The organism is Pseudomonas thermotolerans DSM 14292, from assembly GCF_000364625.1.
Taxonomy (GTDB): domain Bacteria; phylum Pseudomonadota; class Gammaproteobacteria; order Pseudomonadales; family Pseudomonadaceae; genus Aquipseudomonas; species Aquipseudomonas thermotolerans.
Map to the genome: position 1 here is coordinate 15302 of NZ_KB822604.1, position 25332 is coordinate 40633.

Sequence of the window (25332 nt, forward strand, 5' to 3'; positions counted from 1 at the left end):
CCCCCTCCGGGAGAGAGGAGTCGCACTCCCACTACAGCGACGCATAACGGCTCCGCAGCCGCTGGCGGATCAGCTCGGCCAAGGTGTTCATCACGAAGGTGAACAGCAGCAGCACCAGGGCGGCGAGGAACAGCACCCGGTAGTGGCTGCTGCCCACCTCGGACTCGGGCATCTCCACCGCGACGTTGGCGGCCAGGGTGCGCATGCCCTCGAAGATGTTGGCGTCCATGATCGGCGTGTTGCCGGTGGCCATCAGCACGATCATGGTCTCGCCCACCGCGCGGCCCATGCCGATCATCAGCGCCGAGAAGATCCCCGGGCTGGCGGTGAGGATCACCACCCGGGTCAGGGTCTGCCAGGGTGTGGCGCCGAGGGCCAGGGAGCCGAAGGTCAGACTCTTCGGCACGCTGAACACCGCGTCCTCGGCGATCGAGTAGATATTCGGGATCACCGCGAAGCCCATGGCCAGGCCGACCACCAGGGCGTTGCGCTGATCGAAGGGGATGCCCAGTTCGTTGGACAGCCACAGGCGCATGTTGCCGCCGAACAACCAGTTCTCCAGATGCCCGCTGATCGCCAGGGCGAACCAGCCGACACCGAGCACCACCGGGATCAGCAGGGCCGCCTCCCAGCCGTCCGCCACGCGCAGGCGCAGGGCGTCGGGCAGCCGGCTCCACAGGTAGCCGGCGAGCAGGATGCCCAGCGGCACGAGCAGCAGCAGGCTGAAGATCCCCGGCAGGTGGTTCTCCAGGAAAGGCGCCAGGAACAGCCCGGCGAAGAAGCCGAGGATCACCGTGGGCAGCGCCTCCATCAGCTCGATGGCCGGCTTGACCTTGGTGCGCAGGCGCGGCGCCATGAAGTAGGCGGTGTAGATGGCCGCGGCGATGGCCAGCGGGGCGGCCAGGAGCATGGCGTAGAAGGCCGCCTTGAGGGTGCCGAAGGCCAGCGGCGAGAGGCTCAGCTTAGGCTCGAAGTCGGTGTTCGCCGAGGTCGACTGCCAGACGTAACCGGGCTTGTCGTAGTTCTCGTACCAGACCTTGCCCCACAGCGCGCGCCAGGAAATCTCCGGGTGCGGGTTGTCCACCACGAAGCGGCGCAGCTGGCCGCCGTCCTCCACCAGCAGACGGCTGGCGCGCGGCGACAGAGCGGCCAGGACGGGGCCCTCGGCCACCGGCTCGACCAGCAGGGTGCGCTCGGCGGTGCTGTGGAAGATTCCCAGGCGGCCGGCATCATCCAGTGCCAGGAAACCCTTGCGGCGTTCCTCCGGAAGGATCTGGCGGATCGCTGCATCGCCCAGCCGGAAGTCGCGGATCGCCTGCAGCCGGGCGTTGCCCTCGGCATCGCGGACCATGAACCACTGCCGGATGCCGCCGCCTGAGTCGCCGACCAGCAGCGAGATGCCGCCCAGCAGGCTGGCCGCGGCGGTCACCTCGCGCTGGCCGCTGAGCAGCGGGTAGCGGCCGTTGAGGCGGCGCTGACGCAAGTCGAAGACATCCGCGGTGGCGCGGCCGTTGAGCACGTACAGCCAGCGCTGGCGCGGGTCGAGGAGCAATTCCCTGATGGGATCGGCGATCTGCGGCAGCTCGATGCCCTGGCGCTCCACGGTGACCTCGCCGGTGAGCAGGTTCTCCTCGCGCGTCAGGCGCACCAGGCGCAGTTCGGGGCCCACCGCGCCGGCCAGCAGCAGGCTGTCGCCGTCGAGGCTGAGCGCCACATGCTCGAGGGCGCGGCCGCGCTCATCCAACGGAATGGGCTCCGCGCCGAAGGGAAAGTCGACCTGCGGGGTGATGGTCTTGACGTTGTCCGGGTAGCTGACCCGGTAGTTGTGCTCCAGCACCAGCACCGTGCCGTTGGACAGGCCCAGGGCGATGCGCCGGCTGCCCGGCTGGTCACGGCCCACCGCGACCACCCCGGCGCCGGCCGGCAGCGGCAGTTCGACGGAACTCAGGGGCGAGCCGTCATGCAGGGCGAAGAACTGGATGCGGCCGTTGGCGGCCAGGCGCATGGCCACCTGGTTCTGTTCCTCGATAGCCAGCAGCAGCGGTTCGCCAGCCTCGGCCAGCCAGGCCGGCTGCGCGGCGTCCTGGGGCTGCAGCTCGGCGCCCTGGAACATCGGCAGCACCACATGGGCCAGGTAGAAGAAGATCAGGGTGATGGCGCCCAGCACCGCCAGGCCGCCGATGGACACGTACCAGCGCGCCAGCCGATCCTTCAGCGCCCGCACGCGCCGCTTGCGCTTCAGGGCCGGGGTATCGAAGTCGATGCCCAGCGGGTTGCCGACGGAGCCCTGGGACTGCTTAGCCAAGTCGTTCATGCGGGTTCTTCAGTCTCTACGCGAGCGGGTTCATGGCGCCGGGCGGTTTGCCCAGCGCCGCCACTCTAGCGCCCTTGTGTGACAGAAAGGTTACAGTCCGCCGGCCCGGCCGGGCCGGCGGCGCCGCCTAGAGGTCCAGCTCCCGGAGGGTCCTGTCGACCACCTTCTTGGGCAACGGGATGTAGCCGTCCTTGACCACCACCTCCTGGCCCTGGCGGGACAGCACCAGCTTGATGAACTCGGCCTCCAGCGGGTTGAGCGGCTGGTTCGGCGCCTTGTTCACGTAGACGTAGAAGAACCGCGCCAGCGGGTACTTGCCGGACAGCGCGTTGCGCTCGTTGGCTTCCTCTTCCTCGCCCCGCTTGTTGACCAGCGGCACGGCGCGCACGCTGGCGGTGCGGTAGCCGATGCCCGAGTAGCCGATGGCGTTGATGGTGCTGGAGATCGACTGCACCACCGAGGCAGAGCCCGGCTGCTCGTTGACGCTGGCCTTGAAGTCGCCCTTGCACAGGGCCTCTTCCTTGAAGTAGCCATAGGTGCCGGACACCGAGTTGCGGCCGAACAGCTGGATCGGCCGGGTCGCCCACTCGCCGCTCAGGCCCAGGTCGCCCCAGGTGGTGATGTCCTTGGCACCGCCGCACAGGCGGGTGCTGGAGAAGATGGCGTCGACCTGCTCGATCGACAGCGACTTGATCGGGTTGTCCTTGTGCACGAACACCGCCAGGGCGTCGATGGCAACCGGCACCGCGGTCGGCTTGTAGCCGTACTTCTCTTCGAAGGCCTGGATTTCGCTGTCCTTCATCGGACGGCTCATCGGGCCCACGTTGGCGGTGCCTTCGGTCATGGCGGGCGGCGCGGTGGAGGAGCCGGCAGCCTGGATCTGGATGTTCACGTTCGGGTACAGCTTCTTGAATTCCTCGGCCCACAGGGTCATCAGGTTGGCCAGGGAGTCGGAACCGACGCTGGACAGGTTGCCGGAGACGCCCGAGGTCTTGACATAGTCCGACAGCGCCGGGTCCACGGCGGCGAACGTGACTGTGCCGCCCAGGCCGGTAGCGGCGAAGGTCAGGGCCGCCATCAAACGCTTGAGTTTCATGCCTTGCTCCTAGCAGATCAGGGGGGGTTGCAACGAGGCCCAGTATCTTCGGGGCGCATGAGCACTCTATGAGCGGAATGTGACGGTTGGATGAAGGCCGGCGCGGGCACCGGCTTCGTACCCGACCTCAGGCCTTGCGGACCAGCAGATAGAGCCCGCAGGCCAGGCCCAGGGCACTGAGGGCGAGCACGTAGTAGGCGGCGCCCAGGGGGTCGGCCTGCAGCAGCAGGGTCACCAGCATCGGGGTGAGGCCGCCGAACACCGCGTAGGCCAGGTTGTAGGAGAACGACAGCCCGGAGAAGCGCACCGCCGCCGGGAAGGCGTTGACCATCACATAGGGCACGGTGCCGATCACCCCCACCGCCAGGCCGGTGACGGCGTAGAGGGGAAACAGCCAGTCCGGATGAGTCTGCAGGCTGGAATAGAAGGTCCAGACCAGCCCGCCCAGGGCCAGGCAGCCGCCGATCAGCACCCGTCCGGCGCCCAGGCGGTCGGCCAGCGCCCCGGCCAGCACGCAGCCGACGGTGAGGCAGACGATAGCCAGGCTGTTGGCCTGCAGCGCAGTGGCCGCGTCGAAGTGATAGAGGGTCTGCAGCAGGTTGGGGGTCATCAGGATGACCACCACGATGCCAGCGGTGAGCACCCAGGTGAGCAGCATGGAGATCAGCACCGCGGCCCGGTGCTCGCGCACCACGGTCTTCAACGGCAGCTCCTCGGCCAGCGCCTTGCGCTGCTGCAACTCGGCGAACACCGGGGTCTCGTGCAGCCAGCGGCGCAGATACACCGCCAGCAGGCCGAACACCCCGCCGGCCAGGAAGGGCACGCGCCAGGCCCAGTCCAGCACTTCCTCGGCGCTGTACAGGCTGTTGATCAGGGCGGCCATCAGCGAGCCGAGCAGGATCCCGGCGGTCAGCCCGGCGGTCAGGGTGCCGCAGGCGTAGCCGACGTGACGGGCGGGCACGTGCTCGGCGACGAACACCCAGGCGCCGGGCACCTCGCCGCCGATCGCCGCGCCCTGGATGACCCGCAGCAGGAGCAAGACGATGGGCGCCCAGATACCGATCTGCGCATAGGTGGGCAGCAGTCCCATGCTCAGGGTCGGCACGGCCATCAGGAAGATGCTCAGGGTGAACATCCGCTTGCGCCCGAGCAGGTCGCCGAAGTGCGCCATGACGATGCCGCCCAGGGGCCGCGCCAGGTAGCCGGCGGCGAAGATCCCGAAGGTCTGCAGCTGGCGCAGCCACTCGGGGATGTCGGCGGGGAAGAACAGCTTGCCGACCACGGTGGCGAAGAACACGAAGATGATGAAGTCGTAGAACTCCAGGGCGCCGCCCAGGGCGGACAGCGAGAGGGTCTTGTAGTCGCCACGGGTCAGCGGCCGGGCGCTGGTGGCAGCATCGAGGGACAGGGAAGCCATTATGGTGATACTGATTCTTCGGCTGAAGGGCATGCAGGGGGCTGCACGATAGCAAATCGCCGGCCGGCCCGGCAGCCAAAAATCCACCGATCGCCTGTCGTACGCGGGGCCAAGCCTCTATATACTGCGCGCTATTCGCCATCGAGCCTGGCACAAGCTCCGGGCTGGACTGGCCCAGTCTGTGCATCGCCGCAGCCCCCTGCCTGCGCACGCACAGCCCGGCGGCATGGCCAAGCAGATGACAGATGGATTTGAGGCTCCGGCATGATCGACAACGAAGAAGAGAACCTGACCCCGCAGGGCGATCTGGCCCTGCAGATCATCGCGCTGCCCCGTGACACCAACGGCTTCGGCGACATCTATGGCGGCTGGCTGGTGGCCCAGATGGACCTGGCCGGCGCCGCCATGGCCAGCAAGGTGGCCGGCGGCCGGGTCGCCACCGTGGCCATCGACCGCATGGCCTTCCTGGTCCCGGTGGCGGTAGGCGCCCAGCTGTCCTTCTACACCCAGACCCTGCAGGTGGGGCGCAGCTCCATCCAGATGCTGGTCGAGGCCTGGAGCGAGGACCCGCTGTCCAGCGAATGGCGCAAGGTCACCGAAGCGGTGTTCGTGTTCGTCGCCATCGACGGCAGCGGCCGCACCCGCCCGGTGCCGCGCCGCTAGAATCACCCCCGGCCTGCCCCCCCGTTCCGGCAGGCCGCGTCCCGTTCACCCCGCACCGCCCGTCGAAAGGCCCGGAGCCGGGCCAACTACGACCTTAGTATAGGAGTCACAGCGCCCCCCAGCGCCTAGACTCCGGCCCTTGCTTTTTCCGTTGTTCGAGGCTCCCCCCATGTACGCTGATCGCATACGCTTGCCCGTCCTGCATAGCAAGCTGATGAGTGCGGCCGAGGCCGCAGCCCTGATCCAGGATGGCATGACCGTCGGCATGAGCGGGTTCACCCGTGCCGGCGAAGCCAAGGCAGTGCCGCTGGCGCTGGCCGAACGCGCCCGCCAGACGCCGCTGCGCATCAGCCTGATGACCGGCGCCAGTCTCGGCAACGACCTCGACAAGCAGCTCACCGAAGCCGGCGTGCTGGCCCGACGCATGCCCTTCCAGGTCGACGCCACCCTGCGCAAGGCGATCAACGAGGGCTCGGTGATGTTCATCGACCAGCACCTCTCGGAAACCGTCGAGCAGCTGCGCAACCACCAGCTGAAGAAACCCGACATCGCGGTGATCGAGGCGGTGGCCATCACCGAGCAGGGCCACATCGTGCCGACCACCTCAGTGGGCAACTCGGCCAGCTTCGCGATCTTCGCCGAGAAGGTGATCGTCGAGATCAACCTGGCCCACCACACCAACCTGGAAGGTCTGCACGACATCTACATCCCCACCTACCGGCCGACTCGCACGCCCATCCCGCTGACCCGCGTGGACGACCGCATCGGCACCCCGGCCATCCCGATCGACCCGGCGAAGATCGTCGCCGTGGTGATCTCCAACCAGCCGGACTCGCCGTCCACCGTGCTGCCGCCGGACGCCGAAACCCAGGCCATCGCCGACCACCTGATAGACTTCTTCAAGCGCGAAGTGGCCGCCGGTCGCATGAGCAACAACCTGGCCCCGCTGCAGGCCGGCATCGGCAGCATTGCCAACGCGGTGATGTGCGGCCTGCTGGAATCGCCCTTCGAGGACCTGACCATGTACTCCGAGGTGCTGCAGGACTCCACCTTCGACCTGTTCGACGCCGGCAAGCTGCGCTTCGCCTCGGGCAGCTCGATCACCCTGTCGACGCGCCGCAACGCCGACGTGTTCGGCAACCTGGAGCGCTACAAGGACCGCCTGGTGCTGCGTCCGCAGGAAATCTCCAACCACCCCGAGGTGGTCCGCCGCCTGGGCATCATCGGCATCAACACCGCCCTGGAGTTCGACATCTACGGCAACGTCAACTCCACCCACGTCGGCGGCACCAAGATGATGAACGGCATCGGCGGCAGCGGCGACTTCGCCCGCAACGCCCATCTGGCGATCTTCGTCACCAAGTCCATCGCCAAGGGCGGCGCCATCTCCAGCGTGGTGCCGATGGCCAGCCACGTCGACCACAACGAGCACGACGTCGACATCCTGGTCACCGAGCAAGGCCTCGCCGACCTGCGCGGCCTGGCGCCCCGCGAACGCGCCCGGGCGATCATCGACAACTGCGTGCACCCCGACTACCGCGAGGCGCTGAACGACTACTTCGCGCGCGCCTGCGCCAAGGGCGGCCACACCCCGCACCTGCTGCGCGAAGCGCTGCAGTGGCACATCAACCTGGAAGAAACCGGGCGGATGCTGGCTTCCTGAGCCTGAACCGGCGAGCCGGCACGCCCGGCTCGCCTTCCCTCCTCTCCCCTCCTGCGCAGTCCCCGCAAAACAGTTCCGAATTTATTTCGCAAGGCAATAAAACTGTACTGCTCCCCACCGTGCCAACTCTGGTCTTTCTCGCCGTTCACCCCCACAAAAATGACCCAAAACGGGGCGCACCGGAACAGATTGCCCCATTATGGGCATAACAGTTCGCCAGAACAGCCTTGTAAACCAGCACAATTTTCCTCAACTGTACCTGGCGAACTGGCCTGGCGAGGCGGATCATTGCACTCATCGAAAACCACTCATCCCGCCACAAGCGGAAGGACGATCGCCATGGAACGTACCCTGAGTTCCAACCCCTATGTCGAGCAACCCTCGACTCAGTTTGCCCCTCTTCCAGTTCGCCTGTTCGCCAATCTCCTGCAATGGCAGCGCCGGGCCAGTACCCGTCGCGAACTGGCACGCCTGGATGCCCGCCTGCTGGCCGACGCCGGCATCAGCGAAGCGCAGCGCTACGAGGAACTGAGCAAGCCGTTCTGGCGCTAAAAGCAGCCTGCGGTTCCGCTCTCCCGAACCCCGCCCTCCGGCGGGGTTCGTCGTTTCCGGGGGATGCTTTCCGATGCGGGCATGGCCCGGAACAGCGGGACGGAACAGCCGGCGCTCCCCGCAACCATAACAGTCAACAGATTTTCAAAACTGAACCAATACAATTTAACGCCGCTGTAACTGTAATGACTGCGTCCCTCGGGGCATTCTCGGTACCGTCACCCACCCCCGGCCTTCCGGGAAGGACAGCACCATGGACCGCACCCAGTACCTGCCTGCCGCCCCGCGGCTCAGCAACCAACCCCTCGCCCACCTCGGGCAGCGCCTGCTCGCCCGCCTCGCCCTCTGGCAGCAGCGCGCCCGCACCCGTCGTCAGCTCGCCCAGCTCGACGCCCGTCTGCTCGCCGACGCCGGCATCAGCCCCGCAGCACGCACCGAGGAAGTCGCCAAGCCGTTCTGGCGGGAGTGAACGGTTTCAGCCCCGTCGCCGGCCGGCCAGCACGTCCCGGTAGAGATCGGCCAGCTGCTGCCCCATGCGCTCGGCAGTGAACACTCTTCGATAGCGCTGCTCGGCCTGACGGCCCATCTCGGCGGCCATCCGGGGATCGTTCCAGAGGGCTCGCATGGCCTCGCGCAGGGACACGGGGTCAGCGGGAGGCACCACCAGGCCGGTTTCGCCATGCACGTTGATGTAGCTGGTGCCGGTGCCGATCTCCGCCGAGATCAGCGGCTTGCCGTACATGGCACCTTCCAGCAGCGAGATACCGAAGGCCTCCGAGCGCAGATGCGAGGGGAAGACCATGGCACTGCACAGCTCCAGGAGCGCCGCCTTGTCGGCGTCCTCCAGCCTCCCGGCGAAGTGGACGTTGCTCAGTCCTAAGTTCCTGGCCTGGGATTTCAACTTTCCTTCCAGGGGCCCGGAGCCGACGATGACGATGGGGTAGTCCGTGCCGCGCGCCGCTTCCAGCAGGATGTGCAGGCCCTTGTAGTAGCGCATCACCCCGACGAACAGGAAGAAGCGGTCGCCAAAGCGCCGCCGCCAGTACTCGAGTCGGGCGGGGTCCGCCGGCGGATAGCTGCTCCGGTCCAGCCCGTAGGGAATGACCACCGTCTTGTCCCGGTAGCGGCCAAGCACCTCGCTGGTTGCCAGGTAGTTGGGCGAGGCCGTGACGATCCGCTCCACGCTGCTCAGGAAGCGGTGCATCAACGGGCGGTAGAGCTTCAGCAGATGCCGCTGGCGCACGATGTCCGAGTGGTAGGTCACCACCGCGGGCTTGTCGATCCGCGCCGCGAAGTGCAGGACGTCCATGAACGGCCAGGGGAAGTGGTAGTTGACTACGTCCGCCTCGGCCGCCAGCCGCTTGAGCTGACTCAGCACCCGCCAGGAAATTCCCGTCGAGGCCACTTGCAGGTCCAACCGGACGCGGCGGACCCGATGAGAGCCCACCGTCAGATCGGCCGGCTCGGGCTCCCGGCTGAGGGTCAGTACCTGACTCTCGATGCCGTGGGCCCGACCGCTCTCGCAGATCTGGTAGATGACCTGCTCGATTCCCCCGACGGTTTCCGGCAGGTAAGTCTTGAAAAAGTGCAGTACCCGCATCAGCCCTCCAGCGCGCGTCGATAGGCCGCCGCGGTGATGCGCGCACAGCGCTGCCAAGAGAACCGGCCGGCCTGTTCGAGCCCCAGGGTCCGCTGCCGCAGCCAGGCCTGGTCGTCCTCGATGAGGCGGACGATGGCCTCGCTCCAGCCCGGCTCGTCATCCGCCTCCAGGTAGATGCCGGCCTCCCCGGCTACCTCCGGCAGCGCCGAGCGCGGCGACAGCAGCACCGGCACACCGCTGGCCAGGGCCTCCAGCACCGGCAGGCCGAAGCCCTCGTAAAGGGAGGGGAACAGTAGCAGGCGTGCTCCCGCGAGCAGCTCGGCCAGGACATCGTCCGGCTGGTAGCCGAGCAATCGCACGCTGCCGTCCGCCAGGGCGGCGCGCAGCTCGCCGGCCAGGGTGCGCTGCTTCCAGCCAGGCATGCCGACGATCAGCAGGGGAAACCGCCGGCGCAACCCTGCCGGCAGCCGACGGTAGGCACGCAGGGCCAGCGTCAGGTTCTTGCGCGGCTCCAGGGTGCCGACGCAGAGCAGATAGCGCCCGGGCCGCAGACCGAAGGCGCTCAGCCGCGGAGCCAGGGCCTCCGGGGGGCGCGGATGGAAGCGCGGGGCATGGCCCAGGGGCGCCACCACCAGACGCTCGGGCGCCACCCCGTAGTGCGCGGTGATTTCATCGGCAACGAACTGCGAATCGGTCAGGATCAGACGGGCCCGCTCCATGGCCGGACCGATACGCCGTTCGATCTCGGCCAGCCGTTCGCGCGGCTGGGTCTCGGGATAGTGGAGGTGGGTCAGGTCGTGCACGGTCATCACCGTGGGGCCGTCGAAGTCCAGCGGCCACAGGCTGGGCTCGTGATAGAGGTCAACCGGCGCCTTCTCGATGCCGCGAGAGAAATGGCGCTGCTCGAGACGGCGGCGAATCCCGTACGCCCCCGGCAGGCGCCTGGCCAGCGCCGTCCAGCGGCCGTAGCCAGGCAGAGCGGCCTCCGGCAGCTGGCGGCTCCAGCTCCAGCCGTGGAACAGTTCCAGGTCCAGCTCTGGCTGGGCGCGCAGGGCCGCGACGAGCTCGACCAGGTACTGGCCGATCCCGGTACGAGGCGCCTGGAGGATCCGGGCGTTAAGTGCGATCCGCATCGAGCACGGCCTCGGCCCTGAGATTCTTCGCCTGGCCGGCGATGCCCTGCAGGGTCCCCTGGATGAGCTGGCGGGCCGCCTGGGTCCAGTCGATCCACTGCCAGTCTTCGAGGGAACGGGCCGGGAAACGCTGCGATCGCTCGAACTCGAGGATCATCCCGGCCAGGCTCTGCGGGTCAGCGAGATCGAAGTAGGCAACGAAGTCCTGGCCAACCTCCCGGAACACCGGAATGTCGCTGGCCATCACCGGCAGCCCCCGCTGCATGGCCTCCACCAGAGGCAGGCCGAAGCCCTCGGCATGGGAGGGGAACACCAGGGCACGGGCATGGGAATAGGCGAATTCCAGGCTGGTGTCGTTGACGTTGTTGAACATGAAAAGGCGCTTGTTGTGTTGTGGGTGGCGCTTGATGCGCTCCACCAGGGCCTCGCACTTCCAGCCGATCTTGCCGATGAAGCACAGCCGGACCGGCGAGCCCGCCGCCCAGAGCCGCTCGAAGGCATCCAGCAGGTAGGCGTGGTTCTTGCGCGGCTCCACCGTGCTTACCATCAGATAGACCGGCCCGTCCGCGCGGAACATGCGCTGGACGCCGGGGTGCAGGGCTGCCGTCGGCCGCTTCAGGTCCAGCTCGGAGCCGAGGTAGAAATGCCCATGCCAGCGCTTCTCAGCGTCGGCACGCCCCAGCCGCTGGCGAAGCTCGTCCTGCACCTGTTCGCTCACCGTCCGCGAGATGGCCATGAAGCCATCCGCCGTCCTGGAGACCCAGTCGAACCAGCGATCGAACACCTGGACCAGACCGGCATCGCAGAATTGCGGATGGGTCAAGGGAATCAGGTCGTAGATCACCGAGATGATGCCGACGCCCTGGCGCTTGAGCCGTTCGGCCAGCGGGAAGAAGTCCGCATGCCAGGAGGAATCCAGCAGCAACAGCTGATCGCCGCTGCGCACCTGCAGCTCCACCGCACGCTGCGGCGCCGGCTGGGCGTTGCGGTTAAGGTGGAGCAGGCCACGCAGCGGCAGGGTGATCGCCAGGCTCGCCAGCTTGCAGGGCCAGTAGAGCAGGCGCCTGGCCAGCTGCGAGTTGCGGAAGGGCGGCAGACGCTCGATCCGCGAATGCCACCACCAGTAGCGGTTGCGCCAGTGATCCAGGCGAACGATCCAGGCCTGGCGCCAGCCGGCTCCACGCGACAGCCGCAGCGGAGCCAGGCTGAGGACGCGGTACAGCCGCCCGCCGTTCATCATCACCGGGATGCATTCGACCGAACCGCCGACCTCACCCAAGCGATTGACGATGTTGCGCACCACACGCTGGATGCCCGAGTTGTCGCGCGGATGTTCGTAAACGTAGGTGCATTCGACGAGTATGCGCATGTCCCCCTCATTCACTCACAGCTTTCCGCAATGGCCACGCCACTGCGTTCGATGGCGATCTGCGCGTCCAGCCAGGCGCAGCCGACGAAGTCGGGCCGCTGCACGTTGATCACGTGGAACACCAAGGCGTAGTCGCGCCACTCGTAGTTCTTGTCCAGATGCGAGTCGAACCGCGACAGGGACAGGGCGATGGAATAGTTGCCCTTGCCCAGCCGGACCGGGAAACGGAAGTCGTAGGTGATCCGCTCCCCGGCCCTGAGGTTCTCCAGCGCCTGCTGGGTACGGTGCGTATTGATGCCGTAGATGGGCTGGCCCATGCGGTCCTTGATCATGAAGCCGAGCACCAGCCGGGGAATGTCGGTCTTCACGTCGACCACCACCCGCAGGGTGGCGGTGCCACCCACGGACAGCACCTCGACGCGCTGTCCCTGTTCGTTCAGCAGGGCGATGTCAGCGAAGCCCGCCTCGCCGGTGCCAGAGATGGTGCGGACCTGCCCGCCCGCCAGACGCTCCTGGCGCACCGTTTGCTGTTCCCGCTCGGCCAGCATGGCGCTGTAGAAGTCCATCACCTCCTCGGGCGTCCCCGACAGCGCGAGGCGCCCGTTGGCCAGCAGGATGGCCCGATCGCAGAGGGACTGGATGGCCTGCCGGTCGTGGGAGACGATCAGCAGCGTGGTGCCGGCCCTGCGGAATTCGCGGATGCGCTCGAAGCTCTTGTGCTGGAAATAGGCGTCGCCCACCGACAGCGCCTCGTCGACGATGAGCACGTCCGGGCGCTGCGCGGTCGCCACGCTGAACGCCAGGCGCATCTGCATCCCGCTGGAGTAGGTGCGCACCGGATGGTCGATGTATTCGCCGATCTCCGCGAAGGCCTCGATTTCCGGCATCAGCCGGTGCAGCTCCTCCATGCTCAGGCCCAGCAGTTGGCCGGCCATGAAGACGTTCTGCCGCCCGGTGAAGTCCGGATGGAAGCCCATGCCCAGTTCGAGCAGCGCCGCCACCCGCCCGTCGACCCGGATGGTCCCGCAGCTCGGCCGGGTGGTGCCGGTAATCATCTTCAGCAGGGTACTCTTGCCGGCGCCGTTGATGCCGATGATGCCCAGTGCCTCGCCGGGCATCACCTCGAAAGAGATGTCCTGCAACACCCACTTCAGCTGGTGGAGCGTCTGCGACCAGGGAATCAGCCATTCGGCCAGCCGCGCCCAGCGGCTGGGGTACTGCCTGTAGGCCTTGCCGAGGCCCGTGACCTGAATGCTACCCATCAGAGTTCGTCCACCATTTCACCCGAACGTTTGCGGAACAGTCGCAAGGCCAGCACGCAGAGCACCAGCGAGGTCAGCGCGAGGGGCCACAGAGACTGCCAGTCCGGCCAGTGCCCGTAGACCAGGATGCCCTGGTAGGCCGCCATCAGCGCGGTCATGGGATTGGCCTCGATCACCGGGCGGACCGCCTCGGGGAGGATGGATGCCGGATAGACGATGGGAGTGAACCAGAACCAGAACTGCAGGACGATCCCGGTGAGCTGGCCGACGTCCCGGAAGAACACGTTGAGCACCCCGAGGATGATGCCCAGCCCGACGGAGAAGGCCAACTGGATGAGCAGCACCGGCAGCAGGCCGAGCAGGACCAGGCCGGGGAGGTTCCGGGTGACCAGCAGGAAGCCGAGGAACAGGCCGAAGATGATGGCGAAGTTCACCCCGGCGTTGAGCACCACGATCAGCGGTAGGCAGATGCGCGGGAAACTCAGCTTCTTGATCAGGTTGGCGTGTTCGAGGAACACCGACTGGCTGCGGCCGATCACCTCGGCGAAGAACCCCCAGGTGAGTATCCCCGCGCACAGGTAGATGCCGTAGGCGAGTCCGTGCTCGACGCCGGGCAGGCGGGCCTGCATCACCTGGGAGAAGATCACCGTGTAGACGATGATCATCGACAGCGGATTCAGCACGGTCCAGGCGGCGCCCAGTAGCGAGTTGCGATAGCGGGTCTGGAACTCGCGCTTGACGCTGCCGATCACGAAACCCCGGTAGTTCCAGACCGAACGGGCCATGTCCAGTACCATCATTTGGCCCTGCCGTACTGGTCTTCGAAGCGCACGATGTCGTCCTCGCCCAGGTATTCTCCGCTCTGCACCTCGATCATCACCAGATCGATCACACCCGGATTCTCGAGGCGGTGCTTGTGCCCGGCGGGGATGAAGGTCGACTCGTTGGCCCCCACCAGTCGCGGCTCTCCGCCGTTGACGACCTTCGCCATGCCCTGCACCACCACCCAGTGCTCGCTGCGATGATGGTGCATCTGCAGGGACAGCGAGGCGCCCGGCTTGACCACGATGCGTTTGATCTTGAAGCGCGGCCCCTCCTCCAGGACCGTATAGCTACCCCAAGGACGGCAGACGGTACGGTGCAGGCGATAGGCCTCGTGGTTACTGTCCTTGAGGCTCTTGACCACCCGTCGCACGTCCTGGGCCCTATCCATATGCGCCACGAGGATCGCGTCGGCGGTATCCACCACGATCAGGTTCTCGACCCCGACCGTCGCCACCAGTCGCCCCTCGCTCTTGACGAAGGTGTTGCGGCTGTCGACGAACAACGCGTCGCCCGCAGCCCGGTTGTTGGACGCGTCGGGCTCGAGCAGATCGCCCAGCGCATTCCAGGAGCCGATATCGCTCCAGTCGAAGCCGGCCGAAACCATCACGACCTTGTCCGAACGCTCCATCAGGGCGTAGTCGATGGAAATGTCCGGCAGCTCCGCGAAAGCCTCCGCCACCAGTTCCTGCAACAGCACGGAGCCGGCTTCCTGAAGCGGACTGCGCCCCAGGCAGGCCTCGGCCTGCGCCAACAGCTGCGGCGCATGCCGCGCCAGCTCCTCGAGCAGCGTCCCGACGGCGAAGCAGAACATACCGGAATTCCAGAAGAACTTTCCGGACGCCAGATAGCGCTCGGCGGTGGGCAGGTCCGGTTTCTCGACGAAGCGCTCGACCCGGGCGGTGCCCTGCTCGTTGAGCGGGGCACCGGCTTCGATGTAGCCGAAACCGGTCTCCGGCCGGGTCGCCTGGATGCCGAAGGTGACCAGATGGCCTTCGGCGGCACGGGCCGAGGCCTCCCGAACCGCCGCGGCGAAGGCCTCGACATCGCGAATCAGGTGATCTGCCGGCATCACCAGCATGATCGCCTGGTCCCCGTGCCGTTCGCGTAGCGACAGCGCGGCGGAAGCTATCGCCGGAGCCGTATTGCGCCCCAGCGGTTCGAGGATGAAGTGCGCGCGCACCCCGGCAGCCAGACCGGTGGCGAAGAACTCGTCCCGGGTCTGGAAGTAGTAGTCACGGTTGGTGACCGTGACGATCTCCCCTACTCGCCCCAGTACGGCTTCCGCACGCCTGTAGGTCTTGGACAGCAGCGACTCGCCGTCCGGAAGGGTCATGAAGGGTTTCGGATGCCCCTCCCGGGACACCGGCCACAAGCGGGTTCCGGCACCGCCGGAAAGAATCACGGGTACCAGCATGCTCACCTACTCCTTGGCCACGCGAGCCAGATCGGCATCCACCATCATGTGAATCAGGTTTTCCAGGCTGGTCCTGGGCTTCCAGCCGAGTACCCGTTCGGCCTTCGCGGGATTGCCCAGCAGAACGTCGACCTCGGCCGGCCGGAAGTAGGCGGGATCGATCACCACGTGGTCGCGGTAATCCAGCTCCACGTAGTTGAAGGCAATCCGACACATGTCCCGCACCGTGGTGGTCACCCCGGTCGCCACCACGTAATCGTCCGGCTTGTCCTGCTGCAGCATCAGCCACATGGCCTCGACGTAATCGCCGGCGAATCCCCAGTCACGCTTGGCATCGATGTTGCCCAGCCGCAGCTCGCGCTGCTTGCCCAGCTTGATGCGCGCCACGGCGTCGGTGACCTTGCGGGTCACGAACTCGATGCCACGCAGCGGCGATTCGTGGTTGAAGAGGATTCCGCAGGAGGCATGCATGCCGAAGCTCTCGCGGTAGTTCACGGTAATCCAGTGTCCGTAGAGCTTGGCCACGCCATAGGGGCTGCGCGGATAGAAGGGCGTGTTCTCGTCCTGACGTTCGGCCTGGATCAGACCAAACATCTCGCTGGTGGATGCCTGGTAGAAACGGGTCTCGGGACTGAACTGGCGGATCGCCTCGAGCAGATGGGTGACCCCCAGCCCATCCACGATGCCGGTGGTCACCGGCTGATCCCAGGAAGCCCCCACGAAGCTCTGTGCCGCCAGGTTGTAGACCTCGTCGGGCCTGGACTTGATGACCGCCCGCTGGAGCGAACAGGCATCAGCCATGTCTCCATCGAGGTAGCTCAGCTCCGACTCGATTCCGAGTTCCCGCAGGCGCCAGCGGACATCGGTGCTGCGCCGGGGCACCAGGCCGTAGACCCGGTAGCCCTTTTCCAGTAGCAATTTAGCGAGGTAAGCCCCGTCCTGGCCCGTTACACCAGTGATAAGAGCTGTCTTGTTCATTTTTCTTGCGCTCTCTGTTTTCCCAGTCGGAGAGCAGGCTCCGAAGGGTCTCCGTGATTGTTATGCCGGGTTTCCACCCGGTCTCGTTTTGTAGCTTGTCGGAACTTCCGACAACACGACGCTGATCGGCACGCCGCAGACGTGCCGGATCCTGCGCGATCTCCAACTCCATTTCGGCCAGTCGGGACATTTCCGTGATCAGGTCGCGAATCCTGCGCTCCTGTCCCGAGCACACGTTGTAGATTTCCCCGTTGCGCCCCTTCTCCAGCAGCAGGAAGTAGGCATTCAGGACGTCCCGGACATCGAGGAAGTCCCGGGTCACGTCGACGTCCCCGACCTGCAGGACGGGCTCCTGCAGGCCCAGCTTCATGCGCGCCAGTTGCCTGGCAATGCTGGACACGACGAAGGAAGCGTTCTGGCCTACGCCAATGTGATTGAACGGACGCGCCACGATGATTCGCCAGGGCTCCACGTAGCTCCACTGCAGGCACAGCAGTTCCGCGGAGAGCTTGCTGACGGCGTAGGGATTGCGCGGCTGCGGCGGCTGTCTCTCCGTGATCGGCAGATCGGCCTCCGCCACCTGGCCATAGACGTCCCCCGAACTGACGTAGAGGAAGGTGCCGTCGAAGCCCCTGCGCTTGAGGGCCTCCAGCAGGTTGAGCGTTCCCAGCACATTGACCTGCAGGGTGCGGGCAGGATCGCGGAAGGCCTCCGGCACGAAGGTCTGCCCAGCCAGATGGATCACCGCGTCCGGACATGCATCGGCCAGCCAGGCATCCAGGGTTGCCGGGTTGGTGAGGTCATGCCGCCGGGGTGGAACAAGCTGCCATGGACTGTCGCTCCAGTTGGCCAGCCACTGCTGCAAATGTCCCCCTACGAAGCCCCCCACGCCGGTAACGAGCAACTTCTTCACCACTATCTCCTCAAATTCTTCTTAGTGGGGGCCAACTACTGCAGGTATGCACAATATGTTTGTCTGTGTCAGGTCGACGGAATGAGGCGTTTCACGCCATTTCTCAGCGTTTCTACCAGCCTCACGAAACGCCACAGCCGGCTCCCGTAGATGGCCTGTAGTTGCGCTTCGGCTTTCTGAGCCCGGTTCAAGGCCTCCTGCAATTCGGCACGAAGAACCATGTCATTCGCCGTGGGATAGCTCAGTCGATGACCGGGACAGAGCTGGAACTCGTCAAGGATGTTGGGCGGCAGTTCCAGGGGCACCAGAAGTTCGGGTCTTTCTTCGGCGACGTAATACCGATTGATGCCATCACTACGGGCGTATCTGTAACCGGCACCAAGAACCAGTTCTTCCCATTCCGGACGCTTGTTGAACGCAGACTCGATCAGGATGAGCCATGGACGCCATTTCCGGAAATCCATGCTCAGCAGGACATTTCGCTCGAATCCTTCCACATCTATTTTCAGGAAATGGAAAGGAACATCTGCCGGCACGTGCTCTTCGCAGATGTCGGCCAAGCGGCGCGTCGACACAGTACGCCGCAAAAAAGGAATGCCGGAAGCACCTTGAAGCTCCGCCATTTCCGGACTCAGCGTCGATAGGCCTGTCTCGGGCGATTCGAAGAACACCAATTCGCCTTCGATGTCCGCAACAGCCACGCACAGGTTGATGTCTTCCGGACGCTCCCGACACAGAGCCTCGTGATAGTGATGGACCGGCTCAATATTGATCCCCCGCCACCCCCGCTCATAGAGCGAACGGGTAACCGAGTCATGGGTCGGGTGATTGGCACCGACATCGATGTAGAAACCGGGCCCGAACAGCTTCAGAGTGCGCCACAACATCACATCTTCGAAGTTCTGGGCGTAGGAAATAAATCGCATGACGGCCTGTCCCTGCTGCAAGGTTGACATGAGTGCCATGTGTCAGCCCTGAATGGGCATCCCCACAGCATCGGAGCGCCTATCTTTCTCGAACATCTTCTGTGCGATCCGCCTTCCACGCTCGCGCAGCGGGCACTCAACCAATCGGTAGTTGAGCTCACTGAGCACGATGATGAGTCCTGCAGCCGTCACCACGAAGGGAACAAGGAAGTCCTCCCCGAACCCAGGCTGCTCCGGATAGAGCCTGTGCCATATCTCGCGGGTCAGGAAAAAGGCAGGCATGTGAATGAGGTAGATGGCATAGGAGCGCGCCCCTACCCACAACAGCAAACGTCGGACGAGCTTGAAGCGACCGAATACATAGTTTTCGTTATAGGAGGCGATCCAGACCAGTACAGCCATAATGATCGACACCAGGCTCACTCTGATGCTTACGATGTTGAGCGTGTTCGAACCCAGGGCCAGCACACAGACCAGAAGCGTGACAATCAGCGCAGTCACTGCCCAGCCAGAGCGCAGGAAAGCAGGGTTGAACAAGGCGTATGAGGGATGGCGCGACCACGCGGCAAGCAGAATCCCCAGACAGAGCGCATCAGTCCTCATGCACATAGCGAACATGTTCTGGCCGGACCGAACGGAGAACAACTGGTACAGCGCCACGGCTGCAACCACGTAGACGAAATGTTTCCTGAAAGCAATGACGATCAGGGGGAACAGCAGATAGAACTGCTCCTCCAATGACAGGCTCCAGTACACGGAGCTCGCGCCGTACTCGAACCTCCCGAAAGCCTCTGCGAGCCTGAAGTTCGCCACTTGCAGCAGGCCGGCAATGGTCGCCTCGATGTTGGCGCGCAGGCTGCCGAATGCTCCGGATTCGTTGAAGAAGGTCACTGCCAGAAGAATGATCCCCAGCCATAACCAGGCCGAGGGGAGGAGCCGCCAGGCTCGGCGAACCCAGAATCCCAGGGCCACCTTGAGCGCCTCCGTGCGATCAGTCGTTCCCTGAAAGCGCGGCAGGAGATCGCGCGCAATAACGAAGCCGGATATGGCGAAGAACAAGTCCACGCCAACACCTCCACCGAAGTAGGTGTAGAAGCGTGCCAGCTCGGGCGACGACCAAGTAATCAAGTTGATGTTGGCATGCTGAATGACGACCAAAAGCACTGCGATGCCGCGCAGTAGTTCGATGTCTTCGATTTTCTTATTCATCGATGGTCCTTAGCACGGCTTCCTGGCAACCACGACCTGACTCTTGGGCATTACCTGATCCAGGGCCGCCTTGATCCGTGGCCCGGCTGGCAGGGAAAGCAGGGTGGTCCATGTCCCGGCCCATTGCTCCAGCAGCGGATGCCAAGGCGGCGAAAGCGGCTGGTTCTCGCAGGCCCAGTACAGCGACCACCACACGGCATGATAGAAACCGTACTGCGTACTGCTCTCGACGATGAGCCCCGCCTCCGTCGCCAGCCTCTCCAGCTCCCCTCGCTTGAAAATGCGGATGTGATTGGGTTTCTGGAAATAGACCGAGGGCGCAATGTGCTTCTGCACCCCTTCGATCACCTCGTCCGGAACCGTCAGCAGAAACAGGGCTCCCGGTCTTGCCACCCGGACTAGCTCCGTCATGAACTGGGCAGGATCATCGACATGCTCCAGCACCTCCATGGCGACGACCCGGTTGACCCGGGCATCGGGCAAGGGGATAGGGTTGGCGTCCGTCACCAGTATCTCCACGTTGCGCGCCGACTCGGCCAGCAGGCGTCGGCGGGCGATCTCGAGCCTCTCTGCATCGACATCCGCCAGGATGATCTCCGCCCCCTGCCTGGCGCTGAACAGCGCGTAGCCGCCCTCGCCACAACCGATATCCAGCACCGTGTCCTGAGGGCCTATCGCAAACCCCTTGATGAGCTCACCAGTGTCGTTTTGCAGCCAACCGCTGAGGTGGATGTCAACCAAGCCAATATCAATGGCCTCGTCCTCATCCCGTTGTCCCCGAGCGACGGGCATCGCCTCAGACGCAGAAGGTGATTCCGAGGCAGAAGAAAACAGGTGCTTGAGCCGATTCAGCATAGTGATTCCTGATAGGGACCTTGCGTCCTGGGGACAGATCAGAAAGGTTTCCGGGCAACGATTACCTGGCTCTTCGGCAGCAACTGATCCAGATGCCGCTTGATCGGAGCGAAGTCGGGCATCTGGATCAGTCGATGCCAGAGGCTCGACCAGTCATTGAGCAACGGGGAATAGGGCGGATGCACCACATCATGGGTTTCACCAGCTATCTGCCGCCCCGAGGCCTTGAGCTGCGTCCAGTAGATCAGCATCCACAGGCTCCAGTAGAAGCCATAGGAGGAGCGTCGCTCCACCTTGAACCCGGCCTGTTCAACCAGGGCGGAGAACTCCTCGCGCCCGAAGACATGTATGTGGTTCGGCCGTTCGAAATAGTGCGCCGGAGCGCAGTCACGCTGGATGGCCTCGCCCAACGGATCGGGCACGGCCAGCAGATACAGGGCTCCGGGGCGCCCCACTCGCCAGAGTTCCTGCAGGACCTTTTCCGGGTCCTCCACGTGCTCCAGCACTTCCAGACAGACCACACGGGTCGCATAGGCATCCGGCAGGGGCAACGGCAGACTGTCAGAAACGAAACCCTCGACTTTTCGCGCCGGCGTTTGCCCCAGTCGCTGTCTCAAGGATTCGATCTTCTCCTCCACTACGTCGGTGAACACCACATGGGCTCCGCGCCTGGCACAGAACAGGGTCGCCCCTCCGGCGCCACAGCCGACGTCCAGCACCACATCCTGCGCGTCAATCGGAAAACCGGAAAACAGCTCATTGCTGTCATTGACGAACCAGCCGCTCTGTACGGCATCGACTAGGCCGCAATCCCGGGAGTCCACGTACTCATTGCCGTGCGCGGGCGTTTCATTCCTCGGGGCTCGCCTGCGCCTCCACCAGCCCAGAATGCTCATGCGCAGTGCCTCCTGTCCGCCAGGAGGAAGTCGATCAGGCGCTGCTTCGCGGTGGCCTGGGAACAGTGCGCGCGCATCCGCTCGATGGCCGCCGCCGACATCCGTGCGTAGCGCTCGGGCTCTTCCTTCACGCATCGATAGGCCGCCCGGTAGGCTGCCTTGAGTGACGCCCAGTCGATCTGGTGCCGCAGAGTCCGGTAGGCCAAGCGCGGATCATGGGACCAGGCCGTGGCGTCCAGCCAGCTGTCGACCACGAACCCCACCTGCTCGTCGATGTAATCGCACATGGCCGAGTGCCGCGGCGCGATCGCCGGCTTGCCGCAGGAGAGGAACTCCATCAGCGGCAGGCACTGGCCTTCGCCATGGGAGGCATTGACGGCGAAGGCGCTCGCCCGGATCAGCGCATCGAAATCGCTACCGTCGAGATAGCCATGAAGCAGCACGACGCGACATTCGAAGCGGGGCATGCGCGCCATCCAGATGAGCATGTCGTGCATGGCGGACAGGTATTCGTTGTGTCCCAGCTTGAAGACCAGGGTGGCGTCCGGGGTATGCCGGAAGGCGGCACAGAAGGCCGTCAGCATGTCCGCCCAGTTCTTGCGCCCGTCGTAGGGATTGAACAGCGCGGTGAAGACCACCCCGGACAGCTCCAGCTCGGAGTCGGCCGGCAACAGTTCCGGCATCTGCGGCGTTACGCCGGCTTCCGCAGGACGCGGCGGCTCTACCATATTGCGCGGCTCCAGCCGCCTGACCGGCTCCTCGCTGACCGGCGCCTGCCTGGTTCTGCCTGGCAGGAACGGCAACAGTTCGCACAGCACCTTCAGATACCACTCGCCCAGGTAGCGGCGGGTGACTTGGTAGCGCGACTGCTGCCGACCCGAAGGTTGCTCACCGGAAGCCGCGGCAGTGGAGCGCTGGCGGGCCAGGGCGCTTTCGTGTTCGCGGATCGCCTGCACGACCCGGGCCGTGGCGTTCGGCCCCCAGATGTGCGGTGCCAGCCCCGGGTCGCGGGAATCGACCACCACCGCCGAACGGGCCCGGATGCGTACGCTCCGCTCCAGCGGCAGCTCGCCGGGCACGTCCCTCAGCCTGGCGAACCTGTCCCATACCGGCGAAGGCACGGAAATGATCGGGAACCCGGCTCCCATCTCCCGACGTACCGCATCGACGATCATCTGCGAATGGGTGATGCCCCGGCCACAGGCGCGCAACGCGTGACGCCAGTCCTGACGGGGATCGTCCAGCCAGGGCTCGTTGGGGATGCTGGAAAACTCCCAGGCAAACACCGGGATGGTCGGGCAGCGCAGTCCCAGCTGGGTCTTGTGCGGCGGCGAGAAGGACAGGAACAGGCACTCTTCTCCCCTGCCCCGGGCCTCGTCGTACAAGGGGTCGACCTCCAGCTCCGGCCGTTCGACCACAATGACCTCACCCAGCTGCCTGAGCACCGGCAGATAGTCGCGCAGCACGAAGTAGTAGCTGTATTCCGGCAACCCCATGCTGATCGCTATTCGCTCGGCAGTGACCTCCGAGTACACCAGGAACTTCATGGCGCCAGGCTCCTGTCGAGTCGTGGTGCAAGCGTTTGGCTGATGGTGTCGAGGAACGCCCCGAGCGGTGCGGCCACTGCTTCCACGGAAGCGAATCCGCGCATCCTCGCAAACGCCTGTGCGGACATCCGCTGGTAGCGCGCAGGATCTTCCTTGGCCACCTGGTAGCTGGCCTGATAGGCCTCGAGAAGCGACTGCCAGTTCAGCCGGTGCCGGTGGGTCATGAAGATGCCGGTAGGATCGTGCGGCCAGCAGAACGGCTCGGGCGAGCACTTGATCAAGAATGCCAGCCGCTCGTCCACGTAGTCGGCCATGGCGGTGTGGACCGGAGCGATGCCCGGCCGGCCGGCGGAAAGGAACTCCATCAGCGGTAGACACAGTCCCTCGCCAGAGGAGGCATTCACGTAATAGGTCGTGGCGCCTATCAACTCGCGGTACTGGTGATCCTCGAGAAACCCATGCAGCACCAGCACCCGGCAGCGGAACGGCGCCAGCCGCGAGAGCAGCGTCATCAGAACGATGCGGTAGTGCTCCAGATCGTGATGGGTCATCTTCACGACCAGCGTGGCGTCCTCGGTTTCCCTGAAGGCCCAGCAGAAAGCGGTGATCAGTTCGACCCAGTTCTTGCGGCTGTCGGCCGGATTGAGAACGGTGGTATAGACCACGCCATCCAGGACGACCTGCCGCTCGGGCTCTTCGGCCTCCTCCGGAGCCGCGGCGACGGACTCGGCGACAGCGTGCCCCTCATCGCCGGACCGATAAGGAAGCCGGATTTCATCCCACCAGCCCCGCAGCAGCGCCTTGCTGAGCTGCCACGCCTCCGCCAGGCGGCTTTGGGCGACGGGCTCGGCAGGTGGCGCCTCGACGACCGGCTCCGGCTTGCGGACCAGACCATCCGCCGACAAGCCGAGGAGTGGACTGTCGATGACCACGCCCCGAAAGGAAAGCTGCCTCTCGCCCAGCGACAAGGACATGCCCGCTGGGTCCCCCAGTTCTGCATAACGATCCCAGACAGGAGCAGGTAACGCCACCACGGGGAAACGCTTTCCCATGGCATCTTCGACCAGAGCGGCGGCTTCACGACTGGTGCTGATGGCACCCTGCATCCGGGCAAAGGCATATCGCCAATCGTCCTGAGGATTGGCGCCCCAAGCGATCGACGGCAGGCTGTCGAACTCCCAGGCGAACACGGAAACGGTAGGGCAGCGAAGCCCCAGAGGAGTCTGCTGCGGGGGGCTGAAACTCAGAAAGACCACTTCGCGGCCGAGCGCGCCGTAACGCTCGAACAGCTCGTCCACTTCCTCCAGGGTCGCAACTTCGACGACGGTCCCCAGTCGCTCCAGCGCCGGGACGAACTCCCGCATCAGGAAGTAATAGCTGTACTCGGGCTTTCCCAACGATCCGTGGATAGTTTCTCCACTGATCTTCGAGCCGATGAGAATGAGCTTGTCCATATTATTTTGCACAGGCTTCACCCCTATGCGGCTTTCTTGTTATTCGTGTGCAGCAGGTATGACAGGACGCAGCTCCTCAATGGTCTCGCGCACTCAAGACCGGCACTTTCGCCATCAAGGAAGGCCGATGAATAGCAACAGATAAACATTCATCTTGCAAGATCTTGGCAGCAATAAAGGCGAACTTGCCAGGATGTCGAAAGTTGCAGGAAATTTTGTCTGACAATCCGACATCCCATGTTGAGCGCTTCCACTCGACGGGATGGCATTTTGCTCGCTAGTCCGTGGTCACATGCTCCGCTAGGCTTGCCACTGAGCGCGGCAGCAGCCTCGCCTGCCATGGGAGATACATGCATGAAACCTCTGCGCCTGCTCAGCGCCGCCATCCTGCTGGCCACCGCCACCGGCGTTTCGGCCACCAGCTTCGTCTACACCACCGACGCCACCGTCGGCGCCCTGCACGCCACTTCGGAAGTCAGTTCGGACATTTCCTCCTCGCTGAAGGACGACAAGGTGGTGCGCGCCGCCCGCGAGGACGCCGCCAGCTTCGTCGCCAGCCACGGTGAGATCCGCGGCGCCCAACTGGAGGCCGCGCTGCGCCATATCCGCAGCAGGCTGCCGGAATTGGCGGCCAGCGACATGCAGCTGGCGCAGGCGATCCTGGCCCTCTGAGTCCCTCGGCGCTGGCTCTCGCCGGCGCAATCCGCTAGCCTTCCCGCCCCGAGCCCCGCTGCACGGAGCGGGAAGCGGCGCCCTCCGGCACCGTCCAATGCCGCCAAGACGAGATCACCCCAAGTATCGCCACGGGAGTACGGCATCGATGGATCGCCGCCGTTCGCGGGGTCCGCGCCGTCCGTTTTTTCTGGAGTTTCTTCATGCGTAGCAAGCTGATCGCGGCCGCCCTGGTTCTGTTTTGTGCCGGCGCGCAGGCCCAAACCCTGGTCGCCACTAGCAACATCCTGGTCCGCGCCCTGGACCGCAGCCTGGACTTCACCTCCGACACCACCACCTCGATCCGCGACATGAAGGTGGTACGCGCCGCTCAGGACGATGCCGCCAGCTTCGTCGCCAGCCGCGGCGCGATTCGCGGCGCCCAGCTGGAAGCTGCGCTGCACGCCATCCGCACGCAGATCCCGGAAGCCCGCGAAGCCTCCGATCTGGAGCTGGCCGAGGCCATTCTCGCCCTGTGAGCCCCCACTGAAATCAGCTTCCTTCAGCCTGCCGGGCTGGCCAGTCGGCCCGGCAC

Annotated in this window: 23 protein-coding genes; 6 read left to right on the plus strand and 17 right to left on the minus strand. The window is 65.0% G+C overall.

Features of this window, described 5'->3' with window-relative positions; translation table 11 throughout:
- Window positions 1-31 precede the first annotated feature (31 nt).
- The 3 genes from H165_RS0106175 to H165_RS0106185 form a co-directional block, all read right to left on the minus strand.
- Window positions 32-2314, minus strand: a complete 2283-nt coding sequence (locus tag H165_RS0106175) for an ABC transporter permease subunit (RefSeq protein WP_017938040.1) — start codon at window positions 2312-2314, stop codon at window positions 32-34.
- Window positions 2315-2441: 127 nt separating this feature from the next.
- Window positions 2442-3410, minus strand: coding sequence for a phosphate ABC transporter substrate-binding protein PstS family protein (locus H165_RS0106180; RefSeq protein WP_017938041.1), 969 nt, complete (start codon window positions 3408-3410; stop codon window positions 2442-2444).
- 127 nt (window positions 3411-3537) lie between these two features.
- Window positions 3538-4827 carry an MFS transporter gene (locus H165_RS0106185; protein ID WP_017938042.1) on the minus strand — a complete coding sequence of 430 codons (1290 nt, stop codon included), beginning with the start codon at window positions 4825-4827 and terminating at the stop codon, window positions 3538-3540.
- A gap of 264 nt (window positions 4828-5091) precedes the next feature.
- Between H165_RS0106185 and H165_RS0106190 the strand changes: the two genes are divergently transcribed.
- The 4 genes from H165_RS0106190 to H165_RS0106205 all read left to right on the plus strand — a co-directional run bounded on the left by H165_RS0106190 (window position 5092) and on the right by H165_RS0106205 (window position 8174).
- Window positions 5092-5490 (plus strand): acyl-CoA thioesterase, encoded by a 399-nt coding sequence (locus tag H165_RS0106190; protein ID WP_017938043.1) that lies wholly within the window; start codon window positions 5092-5094, stop codon window positions 5488-5490.
- 169 nt (window positions 5491-5659) lie between these two features.
- A complete protein-coding gene (locus H165_RS0106195; protein WP_017938044.1) occupies window positions 5660-7153 on the plus strand; it encodes an acetyl-CoA hydrolase/transferase family protein in 1494 nt (497 codons plus the stop codon).
- A 339-nt stretch (window positions 7154-7492) separates the two neighbouring features.
- Window positions 7493-7705 (plus strand): DUF1127 domain-containing protein, encoded by a 213-nt coding sequence (locus tag H165_RS0106200; RefSeq protein ID WP_017938045.1) that lies wholly within the window; start codon window positions 7493-7495, stop codon window positions 7703-7705.
- A 253-nt stretch (window positions 7706-7958) separates the two neighbouring features.
- The gene (locus H165_RS0106205) at window positions 7959-8174 is read left to right on the plus strand and encodes a DUF1127 domain-containing protein (protein ID WP_017938046.1); all 216 of its coding nucleotides are present in this window, start codon (window positions 7959-7961) and stop codon (window positions 8172-8174) included.
- Between the two features lie 6 nt (window positions 8175-8180).
- Here H165_RS0106205 and H165_RS0106210 read toward each other — a convergent pair whose 3' ends face one another.
- From H165_RS0106210 to H165_RS0106275, 14 genes are all read right to left on the minus strand, one after another.
- Complete coding sequence (locus tag H165_RS0106210) at window positions 8181-9305, minus strand: glycosyltransferase family 4 protein (RefSeq protein WP_017938047.1); 1125 nt, start codon at window positions 9303-9305, stop codon at window positions 8181-8183.
- Window positions 9305-10438: a glycosyltransferase family 4 protein gene (locus H165_RS0106215; protein ID WP_017938048.1), complete on the minus strand. Its 1134-nt coding sequence runs from the start codon at window positions 10436-10438 to the stop codon at window positions 9305-9307. Before H165_RS0106215 ends, H165_RS0106210 begins: the two co-directional genes overlap by 1 nt.
- On the minus strand, window positions 10422-11807 hold the full coding sequence (locus tag H165_RS0106220; RefSeq protein WP_017938049.1) for a glycosyltransferase family 4 protein: 1386 nt from the start codon (window positions 11805-11807) through the stop codon (window positions 10422-10424). The genes H165_RS0106215 and H165_RS0106220 overlap by 17 nt, the downstream gene beginning before the upstream one ends.
- Before the next feature lie 11 nt (window positions 11808-11818).
- Window positions 11819-13069, minus strand: a complete 1251-nt coding sequence (locus H165_RS0106225) for an ABC transporter ATP-binding protein (RefSeq protein WP_017938050.1) — start codon at window positions 13067-13069, stop codon at window positions 11819-11821.
- The gene (locus tag H165_RS0106230) at window positions 13069-13866 is read right to left on the minus strand and encodes an ABC transporter permease (RefSeq protein WP_026146400.1); all 798 of its coding nucleotides are present in this window, start codon (window positions 13864-13866) and stop codon (window positions 13069-13071) included. The genes H165_RS0106225 and H165_RS0106230 overlap by 1 nt, the downstream gene beginning before the upstream one ends.
- A complete protein-coding gene (locus tag H165_RS0106235) occupies window positions 13866-15308 on the minus strand; it encodes a mannose-1-phosphate guanylyltransferase/mannose-6-phosphate isomerase (protein WP_017938052.1) in 1443 nt (480 codons plus the stop codon). The genes H165_RS0106230 and H165_RS0106235 overlap by 1 nt, the downstream gene beginning before the upstream one ends.
- A 6-nt stretch (window positions 15309-15314) precedes the next feature.
- Window positions 15315-16286 (minus strand): GDP-mannose 4,6-dehydratase, encoded by a 972-nt coding sequence (gene gmd / locus H165_RS0106240; RefSeq protein ID WP_017938053.1) that lies wholly within the window; start codon window positions 16284-16286, stop codon window positions 15315-15317.
- Entirely contained in the window at window positions 16228-17202 is a 975-nt protein-coding gene (locus tag H165_RS18425; RefSeq protein WP_051059489.1) for a GDP-mannose 4,6-dehydratase, read from the minus strand. Before H165_RS18425 ends, gmd begins: the two co-directional genes overlap by 59 nt.
- 65 nt (window positions 17203-17267) lie before the next feature.
- The gene (locus H165_RS0106250) at window positions 17268-18125 is read right to left on the minus strand and encodes an FkbM family methyltransferase (RefSeq protein WP_026146401.1); all 858 of its coding nucleotides are present in this window, start codon (window positions 18123-18125) and stop codon (window positions 17268-17270) included.
- A gap of 42 nt (window positions 18126-18167) precedes the next feature.
- A complete protein-coding gene (locus H165_RS0106255; protein ID WP_017938056.1) occupies window positions 18168-19334 on the minus strand; it encodes an acyltransferase family protein in 1167 nt (388 codons plus the stop codon).
- Between the two features lie 9 nt (window positions 19335-19343).
- Entirely contained in the window at window positions 19344-20189 is an 846-nt protein-coding gene (locus H165_RS0106260) for a class I SAM-dependent methyltransferase (protein WP_017938057.1), read from the minus strand.
- A 38-nt stretch (window positions 20190-20227) separates the two neighbouring features.
- On the minus strand, window positions 20228-21085 hold the full coding sequence (locus tag H165_RS0106265; RefSeq protein WP_017938058.1) for a class I SAM-dependent methyltransferase: 858 nt from the start codon (window positions 21083-21085) through the stop codon (window positions 20228-20230).
- Window positions 21082-22632, minus strand: coding sequence for a glycosyltransferase (locus tag H165_RS0106270; protein ID WP_017938059.1), 1551 nt, complete (start codon window positions 22630-22632; stop codon window positions 21082-21084). The genes H165_RS0106265 and H165_RS0106270 overlap by 4 nt, the downstream gene beginning before the upstream one ends.
- Window positions 22629-24086 (minus strand): glycosyltransferase family protein, encoded by a 1458-nt coding sequence (locus H165_RS0106275; RefSeq protein WP_017938060.1) that lies wholly within the window; start codon window positions 24084-24086, stop codon window positions 22629-22631. The genes H165_RS0106270 and H165_RS0106275 overlap by 4 nt, the downstream gene beginning before the upstream one ends.
- 354 nt (window positions 24087-24440) lie before the next feature.
- Between H165_RS0106275 and H165_RS0106280 the strand changes: the two genes are divergently transcribed.
- Window positions 24441-24758: a DUF2388 domain-containing protein gene (locus H165_RS0106280; protein ID WP_017938061.1), complete on the plus strand. Its 318-nt coding sequence runs from the start codon at window positions 24441-24443 to the stop codon at window positions 24756-24758.
- 203 nt (window positions 24759-24961) lie between these two features.
- Entirely contained in the window at window positions 24962-25276 is a 315-nt protein-coding gene (locus tag H165_RS0106285) for a DUF2388 domain-containing protein (RefSeq protein ID WP_017938062.1), read from the plus strand.
- Window positions 25277-25332 lie beyond the last annotated feature (56 nt).